Source organism: Gottfriedia sp. S16(2024) (assembly GCF_050473765.1).
In the GTDB taxonomy this organism is placed as follows: domain Bacteria; phylum Bacillota; class Bacilli; order Bacillales; family Bacillaceae_G; genus Gottfriedia.
In genome coordinates, this window is record NZ_JBFLUO010000001.1 from 4,163,362 (window position 1) to 4,188,730 (window position 25,369).

General features: G+C 32.6%; 28 protein-coding genes. 4 read left to right on the plus strand and 24 right to left on the minus strand.

Annotated features, from left to right (window positions below; translation table 11 throughout):
• Positions 1-700: 700 nt before the first annotated feature.
• The 3 genes from AB1282_RS19760 to AB1282_RS19770 all read right to left on the minus strand — a co-directional run bounded on the left by AB1282_RS19760 (position 701) and on the right by AB1282_RS19770 (position 4,095).
• Positions 701-1,642, minus strand: a complete 942-nt coding sequence (locus AB1282_RS19760; protein WP_429900026.1) for a hypothetical protein — start codon at positions 1,640-1,642, stop codon at positions 701-703.
• A 13-nt stretch (positions 1,643-1,655) separates the two neighbouring features.
• On the minus strand, positions 1,656-2,513 hold the full coding sequence (locus AB1282_RS19765; protein WP_429900027.1) for a hypothetical protein: 858 nt from the start codon (positions 2,511-2,513) through the stop codon (positions 1,656-1,658).
• Positions 2,514-3,291: 778 nt separating this feature from the next.
• Complete coding sequence (locus tag AB1282_RS19770) at positions 3,292-4,095, minus strand: hypothetical protein (RefSeq protein ID WP_429900029.1); 804 nt, start codon at positions 4,093-4,095, stop codon at positions 3,292-3,294.
• Between the two features lie 383 nt (positions 4,096-4,478).
• Here AB1282_RS19770 and AB1282_RS19775 point away from each other — a divergent pair, with 383 nt between their 5' ends.
• Entirely contained in the window at positions 4,479-5,753 is a 1,275-nt protein-coding gene (locus AB1282_RS19775) for a DNA polymerase thumb domain-containing protein (protein ID WP_429900030.1), read from the plus strand.
• Complete coding sequence (locus AB1282_RS19780; RefSeq protein ID WP_429900032.1) at positions 5,750-6,094, plus strand: YolD-like family protein; 345 nt, start codon at positions 5,750-5,752, stop codon at positions 6,092-6,094. The genes AB1282_RS19775 and AB1282_RS19780 overlap by 4 nt, the downstream gene beginning before the upstream one ends.
• Before the next feature lie 197 nt (positions 6,095-6,291).
• Here AB1282_RS19780 and ltrA (AB1282_RS19785) read toward each other — a convergent pair whose 3' ends face one another.
• From ltrA (AB1282_RS19785) to AB1282_RS19795, 3 genes are all read right to left on the minus strand, one after another.
• Positions 6,292-7,620 (minus strand): group II intron reverse transcriptase/maturase, encoded by a 1,329-nt coding sequence (gene ltrA, locus AB1282_RS19785; RefSeq protein ID WP_429899052.1) that lies wholly within the window; start codon positions 7,618-7,620, stop codon positions 6,292-6,294.
• A gap of 599 nt (positions 7,621-8,219) precedes the next feature.
• Complete coding sequence (locus AB1282_RS19790) at positions 8,220-8,852, minus strand: PH domain-containing protein (RefSeq protein ID WP_429900033.1); 633 nt, start codon at positions 8,850-8,852, stop codon at positions 8,220-8,222.
• A 14-nt stretch (positions 8,853-8,866) separates the two neighbouring features.
• Entirely contained in the window at positions 8,867-10,051 is a 1,185-nt protein-coding gene (locus tag AB1282_RS19795; RefSeq protein WP_429900035.1) for a YHYH domain-containing protein, read from the minus strand.
• Between the two features lie 442 nt (positions 10,052-10,493).
• On the opposite strand from AB1282_RS19795, the gene AB1282_RS19800 reads away from it, so the two are divergent.
• Complete coding sequence (locus tag AB1282_RS19800; RefSeq protein WP_429900036.1) at positions 10,494-10,853, plus strand: hypothetical protein; 360 nt, start codon at positions 10,494-10,496, stop codon at positions 10,851-10,853.
• A 150-nt stretch (positions 10,854-11,003) separates the two neighbouring features.
• Here AB1282_RS19800 and AB1282_RS19805 read toward each other — a convergent pair whose 3' ends face one another.
• The 18 genes from AB1282_RS19805 to AB1282_RS19890 form a co-directional block, all read right to left on the minus strand.
• Positions 11,004-11,171 (minus strand): hypothetical protein, encoded by a 168-nt coding sequence (locus AB1282_RS19805; RefSeq protein WP_429900037.1) that lies wholly within the window; start codon positions 11,169-11,171, stop codon positions 11,004-11,006.
• A 276-nt stretch (positions 11,172-11,447) separates the two neighbouring features.
• Complete coding sequence (locus AB1282_RS19810) at positions 11,448-11,759, minus strand: hypothetical protein (RefSeq protein WP_429900039.1); 312 nt, start codon at positions 11,757-11,759, stop codon at positions 11,448-11,450.
• A 173-nt stretch (positions 11,760-11,932) separates the two neighbouring features.
• The gene (locus AB1282_RS19815) at positions 11,933-12,211 is read right to left on the minus strand and encodes a hypothetical protein (protein WP_429900041.1); all 279 of its coding nucleotides are present in this window, start codon (positions 12,209-12,211) and stop codon (positions 11,933-11,935) included.
• 97 nt (positions 12,212-12,308) lie between these two features.
• Complete coding sequence (locus AB1282_RS19820; RefSeq protein WP_429900042.1) at positions 12,309-12,494, minus strand: hypothetical protein; 186 nt, start codon at positions 12,492-12,494, stop codon at positions 12,309-12,311.
• 166 nt (positions 12,495-12,660) lie between these two features.
• A complete protein-coding gene (locus tag AB1282_RS19825; RefSeq protein ID WP_429900043.1) occupies positions 12,661-13,221 on the minus strand; it encodes a hypothetical protein in 561 nt (186 codons plus the stop codon).
• Positions 13,222-13,381: 160 nt separating this feature from the next.
• Positions 13,382-13,645 carry a hypothetical protein gene (locus AB1282_RS19830; RefSeq protein WP_429900045.1) on the minus strand — a complete coding sequence of 88 codons (264 nt, stop codon included), beginning with the start codon at positions 13,643-13,645 and terminating at the stop codon, positions 13,382-13,384.
• Positions 13,646-13,953: 308 nt separating this feature from the next.
• Positions 13,954-15,282 carry a group II intron reverse transcriptase/maturase gene (gene ltrA, locus AB1282_RS19835; RefSeq protein ID WP_429899052.1) on the minus strand — a complete coding sequence of 443 codons (1,329 nt, stop codon included), beginning with the start codon at positions 15,280-15,282 and terminating at the stop codon, positions 13,954-13,956.
• Positions 15,283-15,865: 583 nt separating this feature from the next.
• Positions 15,866-16,264: an RDD family protein gene (locus AB1282_RS19840; protein ID WP_429900047.1), complete on the minus strand. Its 399-nt coding sequence runs from the start codon at positions 16,262-16,264 to the stop codon at positions 15,866-15,868.
• A 207-nt stretch (positions 16,265-16,471) separates the two neighbouring features.
• Positions 16,472-16,969 carry a hypothetical protein gene (locus tag AB1282_RS19845; protein ID WP_387331913.1) on the minus strand — a complete coding sequence of 166 codons (498 nt, stop codon included), beginning with the start codon at positions 16,967-16,969 and terminating at the stop codon, positions 16,472-16,474.
• Between the two features lie 147 nt (positions 16,970-17,116).
• A complete protein-coding gene (locus AB1282_RS19850) occupies positions 17,117-17,455 on the minus strand; it encodes a hypothetical protein (protein WP_429900049.1) in 339 nt (112 codons plus the stop codon).
• 179 nt (positions 17,456-17,634) lie between these two features.
• Positions 17,635-17,862: a hypothetical protein gene (locus AB1282_RS19855; RefSeq protein ID WP_429900051.1), complete on the minus strand. Its 228-nt coding sequence runs from the start codon at positions 17,860-17,862 to the stop codon at positions 17,635-17,637.
• Positions 17,863-18,027: 165 nt separating this feature from the next.
• Positions 18,028-18,183 (minus strand): hypothetical protein, encoded by a 156-nt coding sequence (locus tag AB1282_RS19860; protein WP_156339672.1) that lies wholly within the window; start codon positions 18,181-18,183, stop codon positions 18,028-18,030.
• Positions 18,184-19,220: 1,037 nt separating this feature from the next.
• Complete coding sequence (gene ltrA / locus AB1282_RS19865; RefSeq protein ID WP_429899052.1) at positions 19,221-20,549, minus strand: group II intron reverse transcriptase/maturase; 1,329 nt, start codon at positions 20,547-20,549, stop codon at positions 19,221-19,223.
• Positions 20,550-21,098: 549 nt separating this feature from the next.
• Entirely contained in the window at positions 21,099-21,530 is a 432-nt protein-coding gene (locus tag AB1282_RS19870) for a hypothetical protein (protein ID WP_429900053.1), read from the minus strand.
• Positions 21,531-21,740: 210 nt separating this feature from the next.
• Complete coding sequence (locus tag AB1282_RS19875; RefSeq protein ID WP_429900055.1) at positions 21,741-21,995, minus strand: hypothetical protein; 255 nt, start codon at positions 21,993-21,995, stop codon at positions 21,741-21,743.
• Positions 21,996-22,249: 254 nt separating this feature from the next.
• Positions 22,250-22,393, minus strand: coding sequence for a hypothetical protein (locus AB1282_RS19880; RefSeq protein ID WP_429900057.1), 144 nt, complete (start codon positions 22,391-22,393; stop codon positions 22,250-22,252).
• Between the two features lie 71 nt (positions 22,394-22,464).
• Positions 22,465-23,004: a hypothetical protein gene (locus tag AB1282_RS19885; RefSeq protein ID WP_429900058.1), complete on the minus strand. Its 540-nt coding sequence runs from the start codon at positions 23,002-23,004 to the stop codon at positions 22,465-22,467.
• A 1,246-nt stretch (positions 23,005-24,250) separates the two neighbouring features.
• Positions 24,251-24,598: a DUF2538 family protein gene (locus AB1282_RS19890; protein WP_429900060.1), complete on the minus strand. Its 348-nt coding sequence runs from the start codon at positions 24,596-24,598 to the stop codon at positions 24,251-24,253.
• A 199-nt stretch (positions 24,599-24,797) separates the two neighbouring features.
• On the opposite strand from AB1282_RS19890, the gene AB1282_RS19895 reads away from it, so the two are divergent.
• Positions 24,798-25,124 (plus strand): helix-turn-helix domain-containing protein, encoded by a 327-nt coding sequence (locus tag AB1282_RS19895; RefSeq protein WP_429900061.1) that lies wholly within the window; start codon positions 24,798-24,800, stop codon positions 25,122-25,124.
• Positions 25,125-25,369 lie beyond the last annotated feature (245 nt).

A 25,369-nucleotide genomic window follows, 5' to 3' on the forward strand; every position in this document is an offset into this window, starting at 1 on the left:
TAGAACTTTACTTATTTTCTTTTCATTCACCCTTGTTCTAGTTCTGGCTAAATCATTTGAATCGTACTTTAATGTTTCATTAGGTCCATACCAACCTTATAAGTAACCAGTATCATCATAATCTATATATTTCTCATTTTTTTAAAACACCTCAAACTAGTGACAGGACATTTTGTTTATTAAATACAAGCTTATTAAAAAATAATAAATCATTAATATCAATATAAATTTAACTATTCCCTTTATTTACATTTCATTTTAATATTGACCCTCTCGTCAAATTTCTAAGTTTTTCATACAAATCTAAATATTACCTTTCAACACTACGTTTGCTTTCTACTAAATAAAACCACCTATCTTTAGGTAGTTAAAAAAGTTATTTCCAATATATAAATAGAATTAATTTTGACTAATTAGATGTTAAAATGTAATGGTCGTATAATTTATTTTAGTTTGATAAAGAACGTGGTTTAATAGAAATATATTCTTTAATTGTAAATTACTTAGTTTTTTAAGCAGGTTCTTTGATTTTAAGTAGCTCACTCACGGAAAGTTGACTCATTTATTTCCGCTCCTTTATTTGGAGATTTTTTACATGATTGCTATTAATATAACAATTCTTATTTATGCTCCATTGAAAGAAAAAAGCACTTAACTACACGTTAAGTACCTTGGAAGTTCGCTCTTGTTACAGATATTTTTACAAGTAGCCAAATGCTTTAAATTGTTTATACCTATTAACTGCAAGAACTCCCATCCATTGTTGTCTTGCAATTTCAAAGTATTTAGGGTAACTTCCCCAACTCCATGAAATGTCCCAAACTCCATCCTTATTAATTTGTTGTACATAAAAATCTATATTTTTTTCAATTAAATTTCCTAATCTTTCGCATAGTGGATGGCGAGGATGATCAATAAAGTCTAATGGTAGGGATTTATACCCTGTTCCCCAATTAGAAACGTCTTTATCAATGCACTGTTCGGCTAAATCTAGTATTTTAATAGATATACTTTCTAAAGAGCGTTGTGTTCTTAGATCAAGCAGTTCTTTATACGGATCGATTATTTTAATGAATTGCTGATAATTATTAATTTCATGTCGATCCATTTCATTTTTTTGCATTAAATGATGAACTGCATTTTCAATCGAATGCCATCCTATCTTCGCAGACTCACTTTTCACAGTGGACCAATGTACTACGAAAGCAGCTAGTTCTATCCCTGGATTAAACATCCAATTTTCTTGCACACCCTCTATCCAATGCCACCAAGGCGCATGAGGATATTCATTTGTCTCTGCTAACACAGAATCCCACATACCTGATTCCTTATTATTTGTTTGAGCAAGATAATCAATCATTTGTTTTACCATTTGATGTTCTGCATCCAAATCGATTTCCATCATGATTTGTCCTGCAACCCACGTACCCATTGGAGATGAATTTGGTAACAAAAAATCTGGTTCTATGGCTTTACCAAAACCACCATCTTCATTCTGATACTCTTTTAACTCGTTCAATATTGATTTTTTATCACCATTCTCAAACTCAAAGTCAAACCTAGCGCTTTCTAATTTTCGACCGTTCGTCTTAATAAATGATTTGCCTTTATCGAATTGATTTTTCAGAATTTTATTAAACAAACAAAATCTCTCCTCATAATAAAATCATGTCATAATTCTTTAAAGTACGTAATACTTCCATGGTAATAATACTCTTCCATTCTTTTTCCCCTGTGCCAGCGTCCCAGTTTAATATAAAATTACCATCTTCGTCTTGGGTAAGTATCTCATTCGCTAGACAAGGTAGAGTATGTTCCTTAAGGAGAGGATATAGTGGACTTCGGGGTGAGGGAGCATACCAAAAAGGTTTTGCACAATACTCATTTGACCAAATCTCTTTCCTTGTTTCGATTAAGTCAAATATATTGGTTTTAACTTTATCTACTATTCTTTCGCGTAATGAATCTTCAACTCGATCAGCTAATCGAAGAAAACAAAGTGTAGCAAACCAACCATCCTTATTTAGCAACTGTAGTTTTTTCATAGCTTGTTCTGTCACATCTGTGAGAAAATGGGGCGGAACAAGTTCCTGATAATCATGTAAATAAGCAATTAATTCTGCACATGGATTCGCCCATTTATCTGTTATCATATAAAATTCAACAGGCGAATCTTTTAGATTTGGATACCAATATTTGAGATCCTTATCATAAGAGTTCATTATATAATTAATACCGTTACGAACAATCTCCTCATTGCTACTAGCGTTAATATCATGTAGGATTTGAAACGCCATATTTGTATCCATGGCATTTTCAGACTGCATTTCACCTTCACCTAAATTTTTGAATCCACCATTTTCTCCTTGATACTTTGCAAGTTCATAAATAACAGATTTTTTACTACCGTTTTCAAAATGGAACTTATATATTTCTTTTTCTAAATTTCTACCTTTAGTCATTAAATATTCTCTAGCTAATCTCAACTTATCATTAGATAGTTTTAGGGTCACTTAGTTCCCTCCATGGTATTTTTCTCAATTCCTTTAATGCTTTGCATATATTCAATTACTTGTAATAGTTAGCTTATTAGATACTTTAAGTATCAATCTTTACATAACCCGTTCTATTTATTAGCTCCACCAATTTCCTGTGTTTTTATTACTCAGTTTTACATATGAAGGAAATAGAAGAATAATAAAAACACCAAATATAGAAGATAGCGATCCCAAGGTTATAAAAACCTGTGTATCAAAAGAGATAAATTGTTTTTGACCACAATTGGCGCAATTCACACCTTCCCTTGAGTATGAAAGCTTCCACAATGATTTCTTACTCCATTTACAATCGCAACTTTGACATCTTGCCATAATATCTCCTTTTCGCGTTTATTTTAAGATAGTAGTATATATATACCATTTTCAAAGAAATTCGATCTAAATTAATTTTTTGTTATTTATTTTTATGAATTCATGCTTATTAATAATGCTTCTACTTCGTTGTTGCATTCAATAAATAACTTAAGTCGAAACAAAGTTTCTATCCCGAATTCTCATAAGTGATAATAGTGTATATTATCCAATTCTACATTCCTATATTAAGTCCTTTTTAAACTATAATGTCAGAAAGTGATTAAAGAGCTGAATTATCAACAGCTCCTTTTTTTGTTCGGATAACGCTAGCTTTAATTGGAGTACAACACATCACAAATTAATTATCACTTTTATTTGCTAAAATAACCAAAAAAGAAGCGTTCCCCTCTCTATAAGAAACGCCCCGTTTATAATATATTTAATGGAATTTTTGGCATTGTTTATTGCTTTCTTCTTGCGAAATAAGTTTCTCAATTTTTACATTTGCCACTTGTAACCCTGTTATGTTTGAATCCCTTACAGAAAAGGTAAGTTTATCATAATCTCCACCGTGGTGTCCTGAATAGTTTATAGCACTGGCAAAAATGAGATGTCTCCTGGGGTCCCCATCAATAGGTTCAATTCTGATTTTTGGACACATAAAAAAATCAGAATAAGATGGACCCAAATAATTTAAATAACGTGAATACAATGCCTCTTCAAGCAACTCTTCTTTAGTAGGTCCGTCCAATTCTTTTCTCCACTCTACTAAAAGCCAATCATAAAGAGATTGTGACTTTAATCGCATTTTTTGATTATTTTCCGAAACAATTAATTCTCCATCTTTAGCCGTACAGGTTTTGCGTTTATTGTCAATTACACATGTATAAGCGGGTTCAATGGTTATCACTTCATGGTTTGCCATTTTTAACATCAATTTATTGGATGGATTATCTAAAGATACCTCTATTGTTCCATTTACTCGGCTAGAGTTATTAAGCCAGTGTACCACTTTTCTGAGTACAAGTTCTTGAAAACCATCGTTAATACTGAATAAACGCTCTTGCCCAGAATCATTTTTAATTTTAATGTATTGAACCTCTTCATGCTTTAATGAGTGTGACTTTAATTGTTCCAAAAAAGGAACCCTTTGAATGGTATTATTCTTTGCTTCAGTTATTTGGCTGGATGAATTAATTAAAAATCCAATGAGGAATAGAATAACAAAATTATATTTCCTCATAATAGTGATTTTCCTACAACTAAAATTTCTAAAAAGCCATTTCTTACATGACAAGTTGTATCTTCATAAAAATTACTTGTTCCCAAAATAACCAAATGGGTTACCTCCTAGCTTTTAATTAACTCTAATTTTTAGTTTTGGAAAAATCCATTACCATTATTCTTGTTCAACTATACTGTCATTTAGTTCTACAAGAAATATCAATCTTGTTCTTAAACAAAGCCATTTTATCAATTGTACTTCAGACCTCTTAACAAAACACGAACAAAAGTTCTTGTTTTATATAATTTATCGTATACAAGAACAAATGTTTGTGTATAATAAATAATGAAACAAAATAAATAAGAACACACATTCTACAAAATGGGAGGTATTATTATATTATGTACGATTATTCAACTTTCCCTGAAGACCTGGTTTATTTTGTTGATATGAAGTCATTCTTTGCATCAGTTAGTTGTATTCTAATGGGATTAGATCCACTTAAAGTTAAATTGGCAGTCGTTGGTGATACAAATAGAGATGGATCAGTAGTCTTAGCAGCTACACCTGAAATGAAGAAATTAGGAATTAAAACAGGAAATCGACTTTTCGAAATACCTAAACAAAATGACATTTATATTGTCAATCCATCAATGAGTTTGTATGTAAATATTTCAAATAAAATTACTGAACTTATGCTTACTAAATATGTCGCTCCTATCGACTTCATGCAATATTCAATTGATGAATTTGCTTTTTCAATGAAAGGTTATGAAAAACTTCATAAGCTATCCCCTGTGGATCTAGCTTTTAAAATCCAACAGGATATTTACGATCATTTTGGCATTTCGAGTTCTATTGGAATTGGCAGTAACTTGTTACTCGCAAAAATCTGTATGGATATAGAAAGTAAAAAACATCCGAGTGGTATATCACAGTGGACTTATGTTGATGTTCCTACCAAAATGTGGAATATTACTCCATTAAGTAAATTCTGGGGCATTGCTAAGAAAACTGAACAAAAGTTAAACAGATTAGGCATAACTACTATTGGTGAGTTGGCGCGATACCCGAAAGAAGTTTTAATCAAACAATTTGGTAATGTGATAGGTACAGAATTACATCTCCATTCTAACGGAATTGATTACTCTCGAATTGGTGAAATGAAAGACTACAAACCGAAAGATAAGTCAATTGGCAAAAGCCAAGTTCTATTAAGAGACTATCATTCACATGAAATTAAAACGTTAATACTAGAACAACTTGAGGAAGTTTGTTTTCGATTAAGAAATCAAAACAATCAATCAAGAACTATTCATTTTGGTATTGGTTATAGTTCTGGCATTGGCGGATTTTCTAAAAGTGTCACCATTGAAGAACCAACAAATATAACAAATGACTTTTATCGAGTTTGTCTTAAAATTCTAGAAGAAAATTATAATCAAGAACCTGTAAGAACTATATCAATCGCTTTAAAGAACTTTGTAAAAACTGACTCAGAACAAATTTCATTTTTTACTAATCCAATTAAAAAGCAAAAGGAACAAAATTTATCAGCAGTTATGGATTCAATAAGAAGTAAATATGGAAAAAATAGTTTGTTGAGAGCATGCAGTTTTACAGATTTCAGCACTATTAGAGGTAATAATAAGAAAATTGGAGGTCATTTCGCATGACACAAGATCGAATGGGTCGAGGTATAATTAAATGGCAACCTTTTGCATCGATTCCACAGCAGTTTAAAGGGATTGCTGAAATTATCGATAATCAAAAAAAGATACCCCATCCAATATTAAATGATGATGAACAGGAACGTATTAATTATATTCTTGTTGAAGCTGTCGAAAGAAAAAATGATGTATCGTTAGTTTATTGGGTTAAAGGAAGTATTGTAACAGAAATTGGGAAAATAAAAAAGGTTGATCGGTTAAACGCTACTGTTATCTTTGTAGATAAATACGACTGTACTCATACACTCACTATGGTTTCATTAGTTGATGTTATACCCATTTTCTAGTCTAATGAAAATCTTTCCTATACATTAATTAGGTGGCTCATCTTTAAAAATTGGATATGAAAATCCAAGCCTTTTATAAATTCCTAATTGAACTAGTCGAGTAGAATGGAGTCTCTTTACCTTACGGTAAATTGCACTCCAAACCCTCTCAGAACCGTGCTTGCACTATTAATGCACACGGCTCCTCCAGTAATCATTTACAGAATATAGCTAATTTCTTTTCTTAAATCATAAATATTCACCTTAGCCCTTGGTGTGGGTAGTGGAAATTTGCTAAGGAAGAGTCTGTATTTCTCCCATTTAAAGGATTTTCTTTGACTTCTTCTATTGAGCCACTTAAATATTAGGTTCTCGATTTTAACTTTGAAAATGTTAACATTTGGGATATTATCAGTGATGCAATAGTAGTTGAAGTAGCCAATAAGAGAGCGTTTGAATCTGTCCATAATTATATGAATATTATTATTTCTATTCTTCTTCAACCATTCTTTAGACTCTTTTAATTTGCTTTGTACTTTCTTCCTACTTGATTTGCGTTTCACTCGAAATTTTCCTTGTTTACTTTTTCCACAATAGTGCGTAAAACCTAGAAAATCGAAGGTTTCTGGTTTTCCATTTCCTTGGTGCTTTTCAAGTTTCTCCGCAAGTCGTCCGAAAGGGATAATTTTGGTTTTATCTTCGGCTATTTCCAGATTGAACTTCTTGAGTCTTAATTTTAGAGATTGAAAGAATTCCTGAGCCTCATTCTTAAATTGAAAACAGCACACAAAATCATCTGCATACCTTACCAGGTATGCTTGTCCCTCGCACTGTTTCTTGACACTTTTCTCGAACCATAAATCAAGTACATAATGAAGATAGACATTAGCTAATACAGGAGATATTACTCCACCTTGCGGTGTACCATTATCTGTTTTGTATTTCTTTCCTTCTTCCATATATCCACCTTTAAGAAACCTACCGATTATTCTCAGTAAGCTCGGGTCAGTGATTCGAAGTTTTAAAAATTCTATCATCCATTTGTGGTCAACATTGTCAAAGAATCCTTTTATGTCTACATCTACAACATAGTTTACTGACCTCTTTTCTATATAGAAGTTCAGTATTTTCAAAGCATCGTGGCAACTACGATTTGGGCGAAATCCGAACGAACAGTCCAAAAAGTCAATTTCATAGATGGAGTTTAATATTTTCGTAACACCTTTTTGAACAATCTTATCTTCATGTTCCGGTATACCTAATGGTCTTTTCTTTTTCGAATTGAGCTTCGGAATATACAGTCTCCTAACTGGAACAGGACGATAGCTTTTGCCTTTAAGTCTCATTACTAAATCTTCTATGTTTTCCTCGAGATTTGCACTGTATTGTTCTTTAGTTGTGCCATTTATCCCAGTTGCTTTCTTATTTGGTAATTCAATGTGACATTGAACTAGTGACTGCTTATCTAGTAAATATGCAAGAGATGTAAATTGCATTTTAGGATCAGATTTTGCTAATTCTGCTATCCTTAGTAGTTTTGTTTCCATTTGTTATACCTACCTCTGTGTGTAGTAAATGTGTCCCTATTAAGGGTGATAAACTGGTAGTAGCCTTTCCTCCATCGGCATTACCCAACTTCATAGGTACTACGCTACTATCCGACTCCCAACATCGGCATTTGGCTTCCTTACTTTTTATCGCTTGTACACCATACTCTTCTAAAAAAAAAAAGAAAAGACCGGTTGGGTCTCCCGAGTTGCCGTATCATATCAATGTATGACGTGCCAAGGTCTCTGACTCCAGAGAGGCTTTACCATTCTTGCCTTACCGAAAGGTAAAGTGTAGCTTTCTGCTATGCGTAAAGCATCAGCCCTCTCGATTTACTAACATTATGGAGCTCAATCCCTTCAACCATTTGGCTTTCGGCCCGCCACCTAACTGTCTACGCTTAAAGATTAAAGTTACCTTTAATCCTCCAAGACTCGCTACGAGCGAATGGCTAGTTCTTACTCGACGGGAATCCCACCCGTTATATGATACGACCTATGCTCGGCCGCACACGCATCTGATAGTTCAATTAGGATATGTTTTATTTACTTTTGAATATAGCAAAAAAGGCTGAGTAAAAAAATACTCAGCCTTTTAATTATGCTGTTTGAGATATTTGTAAAATAGTGTTTCCTATTCTTTTCATTTGATTTCCATCAAAAATTTCATCAAATTCCAAACGTTTGACACCGTATTGTAAGTATAAGCCTTTCTCCAACATACCATCCTTAAACCACGAAACATCCTTTATCGTTTGATAGCGGAACTTTTGTACCATCGTTTGACTGTTATCAATAAACCACACTCTTTTATTTGTAGCAATCAGAAAACCTCTAATTTCTTTCTTTTTAGTTTTATCAAACTCACAATTAATAAATGTTAAACCTTGCTCTCCTGGTTCAAAAATGTTGTTATAAACACATTTGAAAAATTCCTCATTCCTTTTTACTTCGTTGTATTCATATTGTGTGTAATCTAAGTTTTTCACGTCAACAAATCGAGATAGGACTGAAAGGATTCTTTGCTTTTCTTGTTCTTTCTTTTCATCAGCGGCGCGTTGTCGTTCTTGAGTACGTTTAAGATGTACTTGTTTCTTACGAGTTTTCTCTTCCGCTATATTTTTTCTATATGTTTGAACATTTATTAAAGCTTTTTCTTTATCCGAGTTCCTTGTCAGAAACTTTATAAATATATCTTCAACCGCGTAACAAATCTTTTGGTATACTCCCATTCCGTCCACACCCCTTATTTAAGCATTTTTTTGGCAACATAAAATCTTCTACCTAACCATCCCGCAACACCAAAAGCAAGTGTACCAGCTATTTGACGATTATTTTCTTTTTTCTCCTGTTCCCCTTTTACATAATTGTATTTATAAATTACATCAGCATGCGTATATTTCTCAGGAACTTTATTGCTTTCACCATTTAAACCTGCATTGAAAGCGACTTTCGCTATGGATTTTACTATTTTATTAGAGTTAAAACCTTCTCTATACCATCCAATATATTTATCATTTTTTAATTTTGGTTGTTTATATTTAACCATCCTAAATGCTGCTTCATATCCTTGTTTGACGTACGTTTTTTTTAATTCCGCTTGACCCTTTTCATAACCTTTTTTATATGAATCTACAATAATGGCATTATCATTTTTAAGATCATTTAATACATCTGACTTTCCATCTTTATAACCAAAAGCTGTATACCTTTCAGTTAAGGCTTTATTAAAGCCTTGTTGATATGTATCTTTTAAAGCTTTAATTGATATGTAGCTTTTAGGAATTGTAACCTCGTCTTGTTTTTTACCCAACGAGTAACCCTCATTACTCGCTTTAAATTTAAGTTTTTCTAATTCTGCTGCACCTTTTTGGTAGCCAGTTTCATACCCTTTTCCAAACCCATCCTGATAAGCATCTGAACCAGTAGTTGATGAATCTTTTGAATTTCCTTTTTCACCATCACTTAAACCAGCTGAATAACCAGCTTTTTCACCTTTTGAGGAATCTCTTACAGCTTGTGCTTTCGCTATTTGCTCGGGACTTCCATTTATCTTTGATGTATCATATCCAGACGGCACCTCACACGGAATTCCATCATCAACCACGTTTCCCCAACCATCCAATTTCTCTGGGTCATAGGTAGCCGTATACCCTTTTTTATTCCAATATTCAACTACTTCATCGTAGCTAGAGAAATCAGAGCAATCTTTATCCCATGAACTATTAGAGTTTCCAGAAGAACTAGAACCTCCGCTTGAAGTTGAGCCGCCACCGTTATGGTAGTGATATCCTGTACAAAGTCCCTTTGCTTGTGATTTTGCGGAACAGTTGTGCCCCCCATTTGCATCGGTTCTTCCAGAGTGTGCATACGCATTTTGTTGAAACAAAAACACAAGTAAAATAGCTAATACTGTTGAAACCTTCCTCATCCCTTTATCTCCTCTACCTATTTAGTTTTCTATTACTATCTTACTAATTCCAAATAATGGATGTAAACGATTTCCTCATTTTTTGTTAAAAAAATTTAATTAAAATTTAATTTTATACAAACAAAGAAGCAATCTAATTTTAATAATCAACTTTCTTTTCAGAAGTAGAAACACCCCCACCCGTGCGTCTTTTTCTGTTTAATTTCATTTTGCACGACAAAATTGCAAATGAGCTCCAGTTAATTTAACATAGACTAAAAAAACTAACGAAATGCGTTAGTTACATAAGAAACTCTATAATTTCAAAATATCAATGATTCGGTATTAACAAATTGAAAAGATCAAAACACTGAAAATAAATTAAATTTGAATTTTAGAAAAATATTCCAATTCCTGTAAATTTCCAATAAAATAAAAGATAAAGAGGATAGGAGGTTTATTAATGAATAGAGTTTATTCTTTAGACCCAACTACTTATTTTCTAGGAAGTTTAAGTGTAATTGTTAACTTAATGGTGTATTTTACTTTTATGTTTCGATTAGATCTTCAAGACTTAGATGCTTTATTCATTATTAGTCTCTTTATTTTTATCCCAATGGGGCTTTTAATTTTAGGTTTCCGTTTTAGAAATCATTTGTTTATATATGGAGCCTTTTTAATATCTATCCCCTTTGGAATGTATTTGTTTTTTTTAACTCCAAATATCTTCATGCGAATTGGTGGATTACTTCAAGTAATTTATCTAATAATTGCTATTCGTATGACAACACATTTATCTAAAGCAAAAGAGGAAACTAAATAATAATTCATTTACTATGTCACTACGTATTAAAGACACGAAAGAAAGACCAATATGTTATCCTGAAATAAAGTGAACTAGAGGAAGATCTAATTGATCCTCCTCTAGTTGTTGTTGCATAACTAATGCATACGTTAGTTGAAGATTAATTGTTTATTCTCTATTCTTTTTTGATTTAAGGCGTAATACATCTAATGTAAAAAATAATCCTATAAATGCAAGAAAGAATGCCACTGAAGATAATTTTGAAGGATAATTCCAAATACCAAACACTAAAATAACAACAGTTAAACAAATTCGATAGAGTAATAATTTTTTCATTCAATTACCTCCATCTAAGATTTTTAATTTCATTTTTTAAAATTATACTTCGTCACGTCTGTAAGAAGTACCTGATTCTTATGCAACTTAACTGCTATTTAGTTCAATAAAAAAATCGACTTCTCAGCCGATCATGTTGTTCAACTAAAGCATGCGTTAGTTGAATAAGTTTTTATTTTTATCTATTAATTGATTTTCTAGTTTTAGAAATTAAGTTTTTAAGAAAATAAGCTTTTTTGTACAAGTTCAATAAGGGATACGGGCTTAAGTTTGCTCTTATTTTTCTTTTTTTGTGAAATAAGTAAGTACGAAAGGAATCAGAGGTACTAGCACAAGTAATCTAAACCAATTCTCTGATGCAATAAAAAAATACAGAGTTGGAAGTAATAATACAATTCCACTTATTAGTAATGATGTCCAAGATTTTTTCCAAAGACCCCATGCACATAGAACTAATCCAGAAAACATTAATACCCAAAAAATGAGACTTACCCAATCGATAACAATTGGAGCATCGATAACAATTGGAGCAGGTATTTCCGAAGTTCCACTTGCATCATCTACTAAAGTCACATTTCTTATCCTCATTACTCCACCTCTTATCAAAAAGAAAAGTTTTATAATAAATATTAAATATAAATATCAAATAGACCTTCTTCCAACAATACCAACTGTCAACCCAACCAAAGTCTGTAAAACAGTTCTTGATGATCTTCAACTAACGCATTAGTTAGTTACATAAGAAATATTACTTTGATTCATTAAATTTTTTGCACCCAAACCATAAATACCAGCTGATTATTAACCTTTTCATAGTCTGAAAATATAGCATGCTTCTTTTCAGTAAGTGTGTTTAACCTAACCAATTCAAATACTAATGAAGATGCAATTTTTTCATCTGTGGTTTTGTATCCATCATATAAATTTCCTATCTCGTTATATATTACATTATATGCCCATTCATGTGATTCTCGCATCGTTGAAAACGACATTCCATCTTCATACCATCGAATCCATGAAGCATTAGAAAGCTTTACCATTTAATACACCACCTATGAAATCGGATTTCTCTTATTCAACTAATGCATCAGTTAGTGCAATAAAATTTAAATAATTAATTTAAATTGCCTAACTGTTTTAGCTTGAAAGTTTATCTACTTCTTTATTATGTTGGAACACACCCCAAAGTAATACGATTGATATGATAAAATCAGTAACTTCAAAAGAATGAAACAAAAATAGTATGAGATGCAATAATATTGCAGTTAATATAATTAAATAAATGTTAATTTTCTTCGGGTATATTTCAGCACTTTTTTTCAATAATTCCCCCTCCTAATTCCAGTATATTTCTCTTTATTTGTTAAATTTCCTTCTTCAATTAATCTACCATTTACTTCAATAAAAAAACGAGCTGCGAGCAACTCGTGATCTTCAACTAAAGCACGCGTTAGTTGAATAAGGAAGATAGTGTGAATACGATGATGTATTAATTTTCTTTTACCGAACCAAGATACATTCCGTTCTTCGGATTATAGTAAACTTTAATAAGTTTATTTTCTTTAGTAAAGCCTTTAACACATAAAAAAAGCATTTCTTTTTGTTTCTCAAGACTAAATTGATAGCCATAAAAATATGGATTACCTTTTCCTGGTTTTATCTGAAATTCATTTTCTGCTTTTTTTACTACATAATCTGTATCTATTTTAATTTCATTAATATTCATATCTGGTTCATTAAGCCATGTAACTTTAGTATTCTCTCTAACAATTCCATCCTCAATAAATAGAACGTTTTTTTGTTTTTCAATAGGAAAATTAACAATGACGTTCCAATACCTTCTCTTGCCATCTCTTCCATTACACTTTGGATAGTCAACTGTATTCGCTAAAACAATTCTCATTCCATTACATTTTTCAGCAAAAAAATCACATGACTGTTTTAATGCTTCTTTTAATGTTATACATGTGTAATCTGAATTTGCACTTACAGGATTATAAATTAATAGAACACATAAAGCGACTACTATAACTTTAAATAAATTAATCATTCTTCACCCCGAGAAAGAGTATTTAAAGTTATTTTCTCCAAACATTGCTAATTATCCTTATTGAACTAAACTGCCATTTTGTTGAATAAAAAAAGCCGCATATAAGCAGCTTGTGTTCTTCAACTATTGCATCAGTTAGTTACATAAGTTAAATATAATTTTACTTACTTGTAATTGGTGATGTTTCTTTTCTCCAATCAGTAGGTCCTTCATTATTAGGTAAGAATTTTCTCCAGTATTCACCAGTTTCTTTATTAAAGATTATTACATTATTGTCGTTTGCTTGAATCATTTCGTACTTATATTCATTTGTTTTAACTGGATTTTCCTTTGTATTATCTGAAAAAGTAAACATTAAAAATAGCCCTAATATAGTACATCCTATGATTATTGCAACACCTATAATAATGTGATTATTTTTCAAATAAAATTCTCCTTCTCTAATGATATTTATTTATTTTAATTCAATTATCAATTAAGCCACAGTAAGCGTCAATTGGGTTATTTTTTGTGAGGTTTATCACATTTTTTAAATAAATAATCACCTTTATTTAAAGATTTTTTATACAACTAAACTGCCAGTTAGCACAATAAAAAGGCTGTAAAACAGCCTTTCGTGATCTTCAACTAGTCGAGTAGAATGGAGTCTCTTTACCTTACGGTAAATTGCACTCCAAACCCTCTCAGAACCGTGCTTGCACTATTAATGCACACGGCTCCTCCAGTAATCATTTACAGAATATAGCTAATTTCTTTTCTTAAATCATAAATATTCACCTTAGCCCTTGGTGTGGGTAGTGGAAATTTGCTAAGGAAGAGTCTGTATTTCTCCCATTTAAAGGATTTTCTTTGACTTCTTCTATTGAGCCACTTAAATATTAGGTTCTCGATTTTAACTTTGAAAATGTTAACATTTGGGATATTATCAGTGATGCAATAGTAGTTGAAGTAGCCAATAAGAGAGCGTTTGAATCTGTCCATAATTATATGAATATTATTATTTCTATTCTTCTTCAACCATTCTTTAGACTCTTTTAATTTGCTTTGTACTTTCTTCCTACTTGATTTGCGTTTCACTCGAAATTTTCCTTGTTTACTTTTTCCACAATAGTGCGTAAAACCTAGAAAATCGAAGGTTTCTGGTTTTCCATTTCCTTGGTGCTTTTCAAGTTTCTCCGCAAGTCGTCCGAAAGGGATAATTTTGGTTTTATCTTCGGCTATTTCCAGATTGAACTTCTTGAGTCTTAATTTTAGAGATTGAAAGAATTCCTGAGCCTCATTCTTAAATTGAAAACAGCACACAAAATCATCTGCATACCTTACCAGGTATGCTTGTCCCTCGCACTGTTTCTTGACACTTTTCTCGAACCATAAATCAAGTACATAATGAAGATAGACATTAGCTAATACAGGAGATATTACTCCACCTTGCGGTGTACCATTATCTGTTTTGTATTTCTTTCCTTCTTCCATATATCCACCTTTAAGAAACCTACCGATTATTCTCAGTAAGCTCGGGTCAGTGATTCGAAGTTTTAAAAATTCTATCATCCATTTGTGGTCAACATTGTCAAAGAATCCTTTTATGTCTACATCTACAACATAGTTTACTGACCTCTTTTCTATATAGAAGTTCAGTATTTTCAAAGCATCGTGGCAACTACGATTTGGGCGAAATCCGAACGAACAGTCCAAAAAGTCAATTTCATAGATGGAGTTTAATATTTTCGTAACACCTTTTTGAACAATCTTATCTTCATGTTCCGGTATACCTAATGGTCTTTTCTTTTTCGAATTGAGCTTCGGAATATACAGTCTCCTAACTGGAACAGGACGATAGCTTTTGCCTTTAAGTCTCATTACTAAATCTTCTATGTTTTCCTCGAGATTTGCACTGTATTGTTCTTTAGTTGTGCCATTTATCCCAGTTGCTTTCTTATTTGGTAATTCAATGTGACATTGAACTAGTGACTGCTTATCTAGTAAATATGCAAGAGATGTAAATTGCATTTTAGGATCAGATTTTGCTAATTCTGCTATCCTTAGTAGTTTTGTTTCCATTTGTTATACCTACCTCTGTGTGTAGTAAATGTGTCCCTATTAAGGGTGATAAACTGGTAGTAGCCTTTCCTCCATCGGCATTACCCAACTTCATAGGTACTACGCTACTATCCGACTCCCAACATCGGCATTTGGCTTCCTTACTTTTTATCGCTTGTACACCATACTCTTCTAAAAAAAAAAAGAAAAGACCGGTTGGGTCTCCCGAGTTGCCGTATCATATCAATGTATGACGTGCCAAGGTCTCTGACTCCAGAGAGGCTTTACCATTCTTGCCTTACCGAAAGGTAAAGTGTAGCTTTCTGCTATGCGTAAAGCATCAGCCCTCTCGATTTACTAACATTATGGAGCTCAATCCCTTCAACCATTTGGCTTTCGGCCCGCCACCTAACTGTCTACGCTTAAAGATTAAAGTTACCTTTAATCCTCCAAGACTCGCTACGAGCGAATGGCTAGTTCTTACTCGACGGGAATCCCACCCGTTATATGATACGACCTATGCTCGGCCGCACACGCATCATTTAGTTGAATAAGAAATAAGAAAAAAGCTACCGTAGCAGCTTTTTTCCACAATATATACTAGTTATTTATATACTACATAGGTATTAGCTAATTTATCGTGTAATGCTGTTTTCCTGGAAGAAAAAGCAATCATAATATAACCAATGCATAAAATAAAGCTGGAAACACATTGAGCTAATCCTCGACTAATTGCATCCAATAAGGATAGCCTGCTTCCATCTTTATTAATTACTTTAATTCCAACTGTAAACTTTCCAATCGTACCTTGTAATTTCGTTGCTGGCAAAAACATTAGATAAAAAATACCAATAAGGTCAGTTACTAAATTGTATGTAACATTTGATTTAGTAAAGATACCTAGAAAAACTTGACTAAGTATGTAACCCAATACGATGATTATAAAAAAATCAATTGCATACGCGCCAAACCTTATCCAAAATCCTGCATATTTAAATTGCAAAACTGACTCCCCCTAACATATACCTTTCACTTAGTAACTATAATTCGTCATAAATATACGAAATCCTTGTTCAACTAAACTGCCATTTAGTCGAATAAGAAGAAGCTACCCGAATTGGTAGCATCTATTGAACTCATGCATCATTTAGTTGTATAAGTAAGTATCTTTTAGATTCATTTTAGGAACTTGGAAAGCCATCTTTTGATTTTAAAAATTCTCATTTGTCGACTTTTTTAACTTTATGAGTTTCTCAAGACGAAGATAAATAAAGCTAACCGATATACCCACAATGAAACCACCTACTACTGCAAGGTCACTCCATTCAACAATTCCCCCTACAATATCATCCCAAAATACACTTTTCCAATTTTCCCAGAAGAATCGGTCTCTGTGATTAGATATATGCATTTCTGGACTAGTTGAAATTCCGATAATCCCAAGCTGAAAAGCATTGGATAAATAATAAAAAATAATTGAAACAAGCCACGTTGAGCTACTTGCTAAAGCGGACATCAATCTTGATTTGGAAGTTCGTGCTTCATTCAGAGCGATGGGTACAATTGGTACTAACCAAACACCATAAGTCAGCACTTTCCAAAAAAGCTCTCCTTGAACAAGCACATTTGAAATAAAACTATGAAAGTAAAAATCAAACACCCCAAATACAATCCCAATTACAATATAGACGAACCATCGTATTTTCACTAAACAATTCCTCTTTTCAGATTTATTTATCTTAAATTAGATTGATATTGTATATTCGGCTTCTAAATTAAACTATCCTGCCATTTTGTTGAATAAAAAAAGCGTTCTTCTATTGAAGAATCGCATGCTTAGTTGAATAAGTACTAACTAATCAATAATAAAAAAGTCATCAAAACATTCGCCATTTAGCTTGAAAAGCATTTTATAGACTCCAATTTTATTATCTTTATAAACGATTGGAACATAAGAAGTAACGTAATCAAAACCGTACTGCATATATGCATCTTTATTCCAAGCATCTATAAAAAGACCTAGTCCTTCCATATTAATAAACAACTGCTCTTTATCAAAATCCTCGCCAAAATTTTTCTGAAATTCATCATTTTGTTCCTTTTGATAATTTACAAATACTTCCCAAAAACTTTCAATTGTATAACTTTCAATAGAATGTTTTTCTGCCCATTTTCTTAGTTTATTTGTATCCATTTATAATTCCACCTTTCATGAAAAAACGGAGTTTACATCTAGAAAAATTATATCATAGGTTTCCTTTTCCTTATTGAACTAATCTGCCATTTACTTCAATAAAAAAACGAGCTGCAACACAACTCGTGATCTTCAACTATCGCATCAGTTAGTTGCATAAGACTCGATATTTTCTTTGTTTAAATTTTTCTTTTTTTGGTGTAAAAAGAAAGTGCAAAAGGAATAAGAGGAATCAGAGCAAGGTATTTCAACCAACTCGGTGAACCACCGAAATATAACATTGGTAGTATTAAAGCAAATCCACTCATTCGCAATGATTGCCAAGATTTTTTCCAAAGACCCCATACGAAAAGTACTACCCCTGAACCAATTAACCCCCAAAAGATGTAACCTATCCAATGATCCATTTGTTCACACCCTTGTCTATTTGCTGTTTATTAACATCTTATATGTCCTTGTTAAACAATCCTGCTCGTCAAACATATAAAAAGGGCTACCGAAACAGCCCTATGATCTTCAACTAATGCATCAATTAGTTGAATAAGAAAAGAAATTAGTAGTTATCAAATAAATTATTTTGAATTTAATAATTGGAAAATATTCCATAATTGTCCTCTAATATTGTCCAAATCCTCTTGTAAGTTATGAATTTGAAAACCGATATAGTATAACCCTGAAATAAGAGCAATACCAAAAATATACAGTGAAATTTTATCAAATTTACTCATTTAAATCCTCCTGATAAATTAACGTTAGTAATGATTATTCGGCAAATTAATATATAAACCTTTACTAAGTAAATTTCTTGGATTGTTATGCAACTAAACTGCCATTTAGTTGTACAAGAAAGTAGGGAAATCTCTCACGAGACTTCCCCCTTATCAAACCGTACGTGCCCTATTAAGGCATACGGCTTACCCATATGTTATATTGATTACCAAGAAGTTGCGTTCCAGGCATTATACATCCACTCTTGGCTCATTACTATTCCATACATTTTCTTAATGTTCATCCAATCGGTTTTACCGCAGTAACTCGATTGTTAACATAACATCTTGTCCATGACATGGAGCCATAGGTCGTTCCCCTTCCATTCATTCGGTGTTATGGTCACCGAACTACTCCTGTACTATGAGAACGTCTGACTTCTCCACCTGTTCTTCATCACTTCGGATTACCCTTATAGATTAGAACCCTGCCTGTTCGGTAAGGTGGAGATCTCACGGGGTCATCGCATTTTCCTTCAAGACATCCCCTGCACCATCACGTTATAAGCCACATTTTCTCGCTCTGACTTCTAAAGAAAATGCCGTTTTAGTGGGCTTCCTCACTTTTAGCAGAGTCGCCAACTTATCCCGCCGCCGTGCTTCACACTTCTTGCATTAGGGTCTATCTTTTCGTCTACGGGTCTCTCGATTTACCGCATCTCCTTCAGACACTACCTCACGATAATGCCCTAGATTAGACTTCTCGAGCTAGGTCAGTCTCCTCGAGTATGGATTTTCACCATCTGGAATTCATTATTTTATCTTTCTTCCAGTCGATACACCGCAATGCCGTCTCTGTCCAGATAACAAAATGAAGAGTGTTGACTGGGTCAGCACCCTATGCGACTGCCCGTCGCACAAAAAGAGCTGCCGAAGCAACTCATGTTGTTGAACTAGTCGAGTAGAATGGAGTCTCTTTACCTTACGGTAAATTGCACTCCAAACCCTCTCAGAACCGTGCTTGCACTATTAATGCACACGGCTCCTCCAGTAATCATTTACAGAATATAGCTAATTTCTTTTCTTAAATCATAAATATTCACCTTAGCCCTTGGTGTGGGTAGTGGAAATTTGCTAAGGAAGAGTCTGTATTTCTCCCATTTAAAGGATTTTCTTTGACTTCTTCTATTGAGCCACTTAAATATTAGGTTCTCGATTTTAACTTTGAAAATGTTAACATTTGGGATATTATCAGTGATGCAATAGTAGTTGAAGTAGCCAATAAGAGAGCGTTTGAATCTGTCCATAATTATATGAATATTATTATTTCTATTCTTCTTCAACCATTCTTTAGACTCTTTTAATTTGCTTTGTACTTTCTTCCTACTTGATTTGCGTTTCACTCGAAATTTTCCTTGTTTACTTTTTCCACAATAGTGCGTAAAACCTAGAAAATCGAAGGTTTCTGGTTTTCCATTTCCTTGGTGCTTTTCAAGTTTCTCCGCAAGTCGTCCGAAAGGGATAATTTTGGTTTTATCTTCGGCTATTTCCAGATTGAACTTCTTGAGTCTTAATTTTAGAGATTGAAAGAATTCCTGAGCCTCATTCTTAAATTGAAAACAGCACACAAAATCATCTGCATACCTTACCAGGTATGCTTGTCCCTCGCACTGTTTCTTGACACTTTTCTCGAACCATAAATCAAGTACATAATGAAGATAGACATTAGCTAATACAGGAGATATTACTCCACCTTGCGGTGTACCATTATCTGTTTTGTATTTCTTTCCTTCTTCCATATATCCACCTTTAAGAAACCTACCGATTATTCTCAGTAAGCTCGGGTCAGTGATTCGAAGTTTTAAAAATTCTATCATCCATTTGTGGTCAACATTGTCAAAGAATCCTTTTATGTCTACATCTACAACATAGTTTACTGACCTCTTTTCTATATAGAAGTTCAGTATTTTCAAAGCATCGTGGCAACTACGATTTGGGCGAAATCCGAACGAACAGTCCAAAAAGTCAATTTCATAGATGGAGTTTAATATTTTCGTAACACCTTTTTGAACAATCTTATCTTCATGTTCCGGTATACCTAATGGTCTTTTCTTTTTCGAATTGAGCTTCGGAATATACAGTCTCCTAACTGGAACAGGACGATAGCTTTTGCCTTTAAGTCTCATTACTAAATCTTCTATGTTTTCCTCGAGATTTGCACTGTATTGTTCTTTAGTTGTGCCATTTATCCCAGTTGCTTTCTTATTTGGTAATTCAATGTGACATTGAACTAGTGACTGCTTATCTAGTAAATATGCAAGAGATGTAAATTGCATTTTAGGATCAGATTTTGCTAATTCTGCTATCCTTAGTAGTTTTGTTTCCATTTGTTATACCTACCTCTGTGTGTAGTAAATGTGTCCCTATTAAGGGTGATAAACTGGTAGTAGCCTTTCCTCCATCGGCATTACCCAACTTCATAGGTACTACGCTACTATCCGACTCCCAACATCGGCATTTGGCTTCCTTACTTTTTATCGCTTGTACACCATACTCTTCTAAAAAAAAAAGAAAAGACCGGTTGGGTCTCCCGAGTTGCCGTATCATATCAATGTATGACGTGCCAAGGTCTCTGACTCCAGAGAGGCTTTACCATTCTTGCCTTACCGAAAGGTAAAGTGTAGCTTTCTGCTATGCGTAAAGCATCAGCCCTCTCGATTTACTAACATTATGGAGCTCAATCCCTTCAACCATTTGGCTTTCGGCCCGCCACCTAACTGTCTACGCTTAAAGATTAAAGTTACCTTTAATCCTCCAAGACTCGCTACGAGCGAATGGCTAGTTCTTACTCGACGGGAATCCCACCCGTTATATGATACGACCTATGCTCGGCCGCACACGCATGCGTTAGTTGAAGAAAATTTTTATTTGCCTTATTAATTTTTAGGTTTAACATTAAATTCAGCTACTTTATTAAAAACTCTGTTGTTACCTTCACTCCATTTTAACGTAAACGATAAATGACTATTTTTTTTTGAGTAAACGCTACCTTCATAATCATAACTCCCAAAGGTTTTAAGCGGTGTTTGAGGTTTTACGTTCTCATATCCTAATCTAGTTTTATCGTAATTCGATACAGTTAAGTGAAGTACGTTTTTTTCTCCCAAATACGTAATCGACGTATCATAAACCCATTTTTTATGGTCTAACCTTGGAATTACTTTAATATCCCAATTCTTAATTAGCTTCGTTTGTTTAACGTCCAATGTTTTTGGCTGTTCTGTTTCATTGCTGGCATTCATTGATGAACATGCGGACATAAATATGCAAAATGTTAGAATTAATGCTAGAAAGTAACGTTTTTTCATAAACTCTCCTTATTTGTAATTATTCTATTTTTCTTTATTCAAGAAACCACGACACAATTCCTTTTTTATGCAACTAAACTGCCATTTACTTAAATAAAAAAACGAGCTGCAAGCAACTCGCGATCTTCAACTAAAGCACTGCGTTAGTTCAATAGATACATTTATTTTTTTACCCAAATTTTATATAGGATTTTTCCATCTATTTTTTCTTCAGCTATTTAGTGCCTTCCCATCACCATTAAAGTCGGTTTCTCCCCCATTAATAACGATATTTAAAACTTTTATTTTTTCTGGATTTTCCCCCTTGTACTTTACTACATAAGCTCCATCTTCGTTATCCCCATCTATAGTCGATTTGTACGTGCCAATCCAATTTATGCTTTCACCTTTAAAATGAAGGGAATCATTTGAACAACCAACTAGCATTAATAAAGTAACCGAAAACAACAAGTAAATATTTCTCATAATCCATCTCCTTCATTTTCCATTATATGTAATTTTTCGAACTAAAATGATAATCCCTTCATTAACACTCTCAAAGTTATTTAACTAATTCTTATTGAGCTAAACTGCCAATAGTTGAACAAGGAAAGTCTTAATTTTATTCATGACGAGCAACAATTAATGTGAAAACCGCTACTAGAATAAATCAATCTTTCTACTCAAATGAATTCCAAAAAAGTATAAAAATATACCCTTAAAATAAATAAAACACATTCCTAATTTGTAAGAGGAATTTTAAGTTCATTTCCGACTTCTAAAGTACAGTCTTTTCGATTCTTAACTGGAGCAAAAATCATTACGTATTCATCATCTGCCCCTGAATAAAAAAATCGACTAATATAGCCGATAATGTTGTTCAACTAACGCACTGCGTTAGTTGAATAAGATTAATGATTTAGAAACCAAGGAGTTAGTTAAAGCATATTTTGCTTTATTTTGTAGAATAATCAATTGAATTAGCTATTTGAACTAATATTTCAGGGGTCACTTTTTCAGAGACCTTTTCATTTGCACTAAATAAATAATGGAAATTACCTCGTTCAAAAACCAATAGGTTGGCACCTCTGATATTCATATATGTTGCCTTTTCTCCATTATTAAGTTTATATACCCTTACAACGTCCCTATCAAATATTTTCATCCTATACTTTGCAAGCTTTACATTAATAAAGAAATGAATTCCTGATGACTCCTCACTAATAAATTCCATGTCAAATGAGTCATTCTGTTCACCTTCCGAATCATTGAATCGTCCAAAAACATGAGTAAATGGAATAGGTGGTACTCTTAGTGGCAGTTCTAAGTTTTGTCCAAAATGTTGTTCAAATGCTTTTACAGCTTCATCGACAGATACGTATCCAAGATTGCTATAAGATTCTTCTATGGTACGTGTTTTATAGTTTGAGTTTGCATGCACCTTACCATTAAATAATGCAAAAAATATAAATATAAGAATAATAAACTTGTTCAATATAATCATCCTTTTTTCTATTTTTGATTATTTTATCCAAGTCTATTCCTACTATCCTTATGATACTAAACTGCCATTTAGCCACCCATGCAGCGCAAGCGCTGCACCACAGCGAATGAAAATATATCGAAAGTGTCTATACTGATACTGACTTTATCCAGTCAACTGTAATCACTAGGCTTTTTAGATAACTCTACTCTTTTTTTTAGCCGTAAACCGCATATGGTTTCCCAAACCAATGGAAATATGGTAACTCTTTTGGGTGCGTAGGGATAAAAGCAGTAATGAATGTCAATGCCAAACTTAGTATAACAGCTAGATTTTTTTTCATTTTTCCCCCTCTTTAAAATAGTTTTAATTTAATTATATCTAATTATCAACTTTTGAAACTTGGGGGATTTTTCCTTTTTCATATAAAATTTCAGATGATACTTATTGAACTAATCTGCCAGTTTGTTTAATAAAAAAAAGACCGACTAATCGTCGATCTTGTTGCTCAACTAATGCATGCGTTAGTTCAATAAGATGAATTCAGAGTAATTCAAAAACCCTTACAAGAATTGTCACAAACACTAAAACAAATGGGATAGGGAAAAACCATTTTGGTACAGCTATGTTTCGTTTCCCTAAAATTATATTTATAAAATTATCCAATAAAATATAGAAATATAGTGTAATACAGAAAATTAATAGCCTAAGTATTAAAGGCATGTCTAAATTACTAAAAAAACCTATCCTAAAAAGTAAAAATACAATAATTATTACGGTTAAAAATTCACCTAAATCATGCCTGCCTCTTCTTTTCTTAGTTAACCACGTATAATTTTTCAAAATTTTCATGTGTTTATGACTCCCAATTTAATGAATTATACTTTAACTTATTTATTCTCTTTTTATTCAAAGAGTCCTTTTCTTATGCAACTAAACTGCCATTATGTTGAATAAGGAAAAGGAGTTTTGTTCAAAAGATTGACCCAAATTGACTTTATTAGAAAGCAACATAAAAAGGGTCTTCTTCTTCATTTAGTGGTTTTTTTATTTATTCTTTGAGATTTGACCACGTAATTCCCTCAATGTCTCCTATTGTAAAAAACCTACCTCTTATCATTAGCTCTTCAGGTTTGCAATTCTCCACCTATAGTTTATTCCAATTGTTGCATCTATTAGCTTGTCTAGGTTCAATTATATAATTTCAATCTCTTATATAAAAAAATAATGACCCAAATAAAAATAGGGTCATTCCCATCTACATAACACAAATTTGTTGAAGTACCTTAAAGTAATCATCATTATTTCTCCATGCATACGAAGCATTATTTAAATGAAATGGATTGTGCCCCGACCAAAAATGTAATCCCAAATCAACTAAATAATTTGTACCTTCCCCATCATTTAAAGAATACACCAAATTAGAATTTTCCTTTTTAAAATACCAATCAAATGGTCCATGTAGACGCTCTGTGAAATCGATACGATTAAAAATTATAGGAATAGCAGCTACATAACAAGCCTTTTTATAGTCTTTATGATCATTTTTAAAATATTTTAATAAGAATTCATAATTGTTCTCGTGTTCTGGGCAAATAAAGTACATTGTTTCCCTCCTTATTAAAAGCTGCTTGATAAATTAATTAAAATAGTATATGTGGACAGCATCTGTTTCATGATTACCGACTATTTATTAAATAAAATGAGATAGATCAATAAACTTATATTTAAAACACAAATATTTAAAGGGAATATTCTTTATATATCGAAATTATGTTTAATAAAGCTTGATTCGGAGGGAAATTATGTTACTTGACCTGGGTGAAAAAATGCGGGAATTACGTCTTCAAAAAGGGTATGGTTTAAATGAATTTGCTAAAATACTAAATATTTCACCGAGTTACTTAAGTCAATTAGAAACAGGAAAAACGGAGAATATCTCGTTCTCCCTACTTCAGAGATTTCAAGAAGAACTTGCCTTACTTCCTCTAAATGTTGATGAAAACTCAAGAATTAGTCGTCTATTTCAACAATTAGACTTGCTAAGAGAAGTGGACGAAGAATCGTATGAATTTGTTTTATTTAGTTTAGAATCAAATATTAACTGGTTAATTGAAAAGAAAGTTAGATAACAGTAATCTCAGTATTTGCATATTCATTTAGTATTAGTTTATTAAAGAAAATAGCATGCGTATTACATATTATTTTTCATTCGAATATTCATCTACATTGTCGATTAAATATACTGGTTGTTAATATTCTTCGTTATAAGGGTTAGTGTATTATCTTGTATCTCAGAAACAGCATACTAAACTTCCATTAGTAATGTTTATTATAATCCTACAATAGTCTATTAGTTTATTAAGCTACGTTTCGT

Coding starts and splice junctions, on each gene's coding strand:
- AB1282_RS19770 (WP_429900029.1), bottom strand. CDS start 4,095: ATGAGGAAATATAATTTTGTTATTCTATTCCTCATTGGATTTTTAATT.
- AB1282_RS19775 (WP_429900030.1), top strand. CDS start 4,479: ATGTACGATTATTCAACTTTCCCTGAAGACCTGGTTTATTTTGTTGAT.
- AB1282_RS19780 (WP_429900032.1), top strand. CDS start 5,750: ATGACACAAGATCGAATGGGTCGAGGTATAATTAAATGGCAACCTTTT.
- ltrA (WP_429899052.1), bottom strand. CDS start 7,620: ATGGAAACAAAACTACTAAGGATAGCAGAATTAGCAAAATCTGATCCT.
- AB1282_RS19790 (WP_429900033.1), bottom strand. CDS start 8,852: ATGGGAGTATACCAAAAGATTTGTTACGCGGTTGAAGATATATTTATA.
- AB1282_RS19795 (WP_429900035.1), bottom strand. CDS start 10,051: ATGAGGAAGGTTTCAACAGTATTAGCTATTTTACTTGTGTTTTTGTTT.
- AB1282_RS19800 (WP_429900036.1), top strand. CDS start 10,494: ATGAATAGAGTTTATTCTTTAGACCCAACTACTTATTTTCTAGGAAGT.
- AB1282_RS19805 (WP_429900037.1), bottom strand. CDS start 11,171: ATGAAAAAATTATTACTCTATCGAATTTGTTTAACTGTTGTTATTTTA.
- AB1282_RS19810 (WP_429900039.1), bottom strand. CDS start 11,759: ATGAGGATAAGAAATGTGACTTTAGTAGATGATGCAAGTGGAACTTCG.
- AB1282_RS19815 (WP_429900041.1), bottom strand. CDS start 12,211: ATGGTAAAGCTTTCTAATGCTTCATGGATTCGATGGTATGAAGATGGA.
- AB1282_RS19825 (WP_429900043.1), bottom strand. CDS start 13,221: ATGATTAATTTATTTAAAGTTATAGTAGTCGCTTTATGTGTTCTATTA.
- ltrA (WP_429899052.1), bottom strand. CDS start 15,282: ATGGAAACAAAACTACTAAGGATAGCAGAATTAGCAAAATCTGATCCT.
- AB1282_RS19850 (WP_429900049.1), bottom strand. CDS start 17,455: ATGGATACAAATAAACTAAGAAAATGGGCAGAAAAACATTCTATTGAA.
- AB1282_RS19855 (WP_429900051.1), bottom strand. CDS start 17,862: ATGGATCATTGGATAGGTTACATCTTTTGGGGGTTAATTGGTTCAGGG.
- AB1282_RS19860 (WP_156339672.1), bottom strand. CDS start 18,183: ATGAGTAAATTTGATAAAATTTCACTGTATATTTTTGGTATTGCTCTT.
- ltrA (WP_429899052.1), bottom strand. CDS start 20,549: ATGGAAACAAAACTACTAAGGATAGCAGAATTAGCAAAATCTGATCCT.
- AB1282_RS19870 (WP_429900053.1), bottom strand. CDS start 21,530: ATGAAAAAACGTTACTTTCTAGCATTAATTCTAACATTTTGCATATTT.
- AB1282_RS19875 (WP_429900055.1), bottom strand. CDS start 21,995: ATGAGAAATATTTACTTGTTGTTTTCGGTTACTTTATTAATGCTAGTT.
- AB1282_RS19890 (WP_429900060.1), bottom strand. CDS start 24,598: ATGTACTTTATTTGCCCAGAACACGAGAACAATTATGAATTCTTATTA.
- AB1282_RS19895 (WP_429900061.1), top strand. CDS start 24,798: ATGTTACTTGACCTGGGTGAAAAAATGCGGGAATTACGTCTTCAAAAA.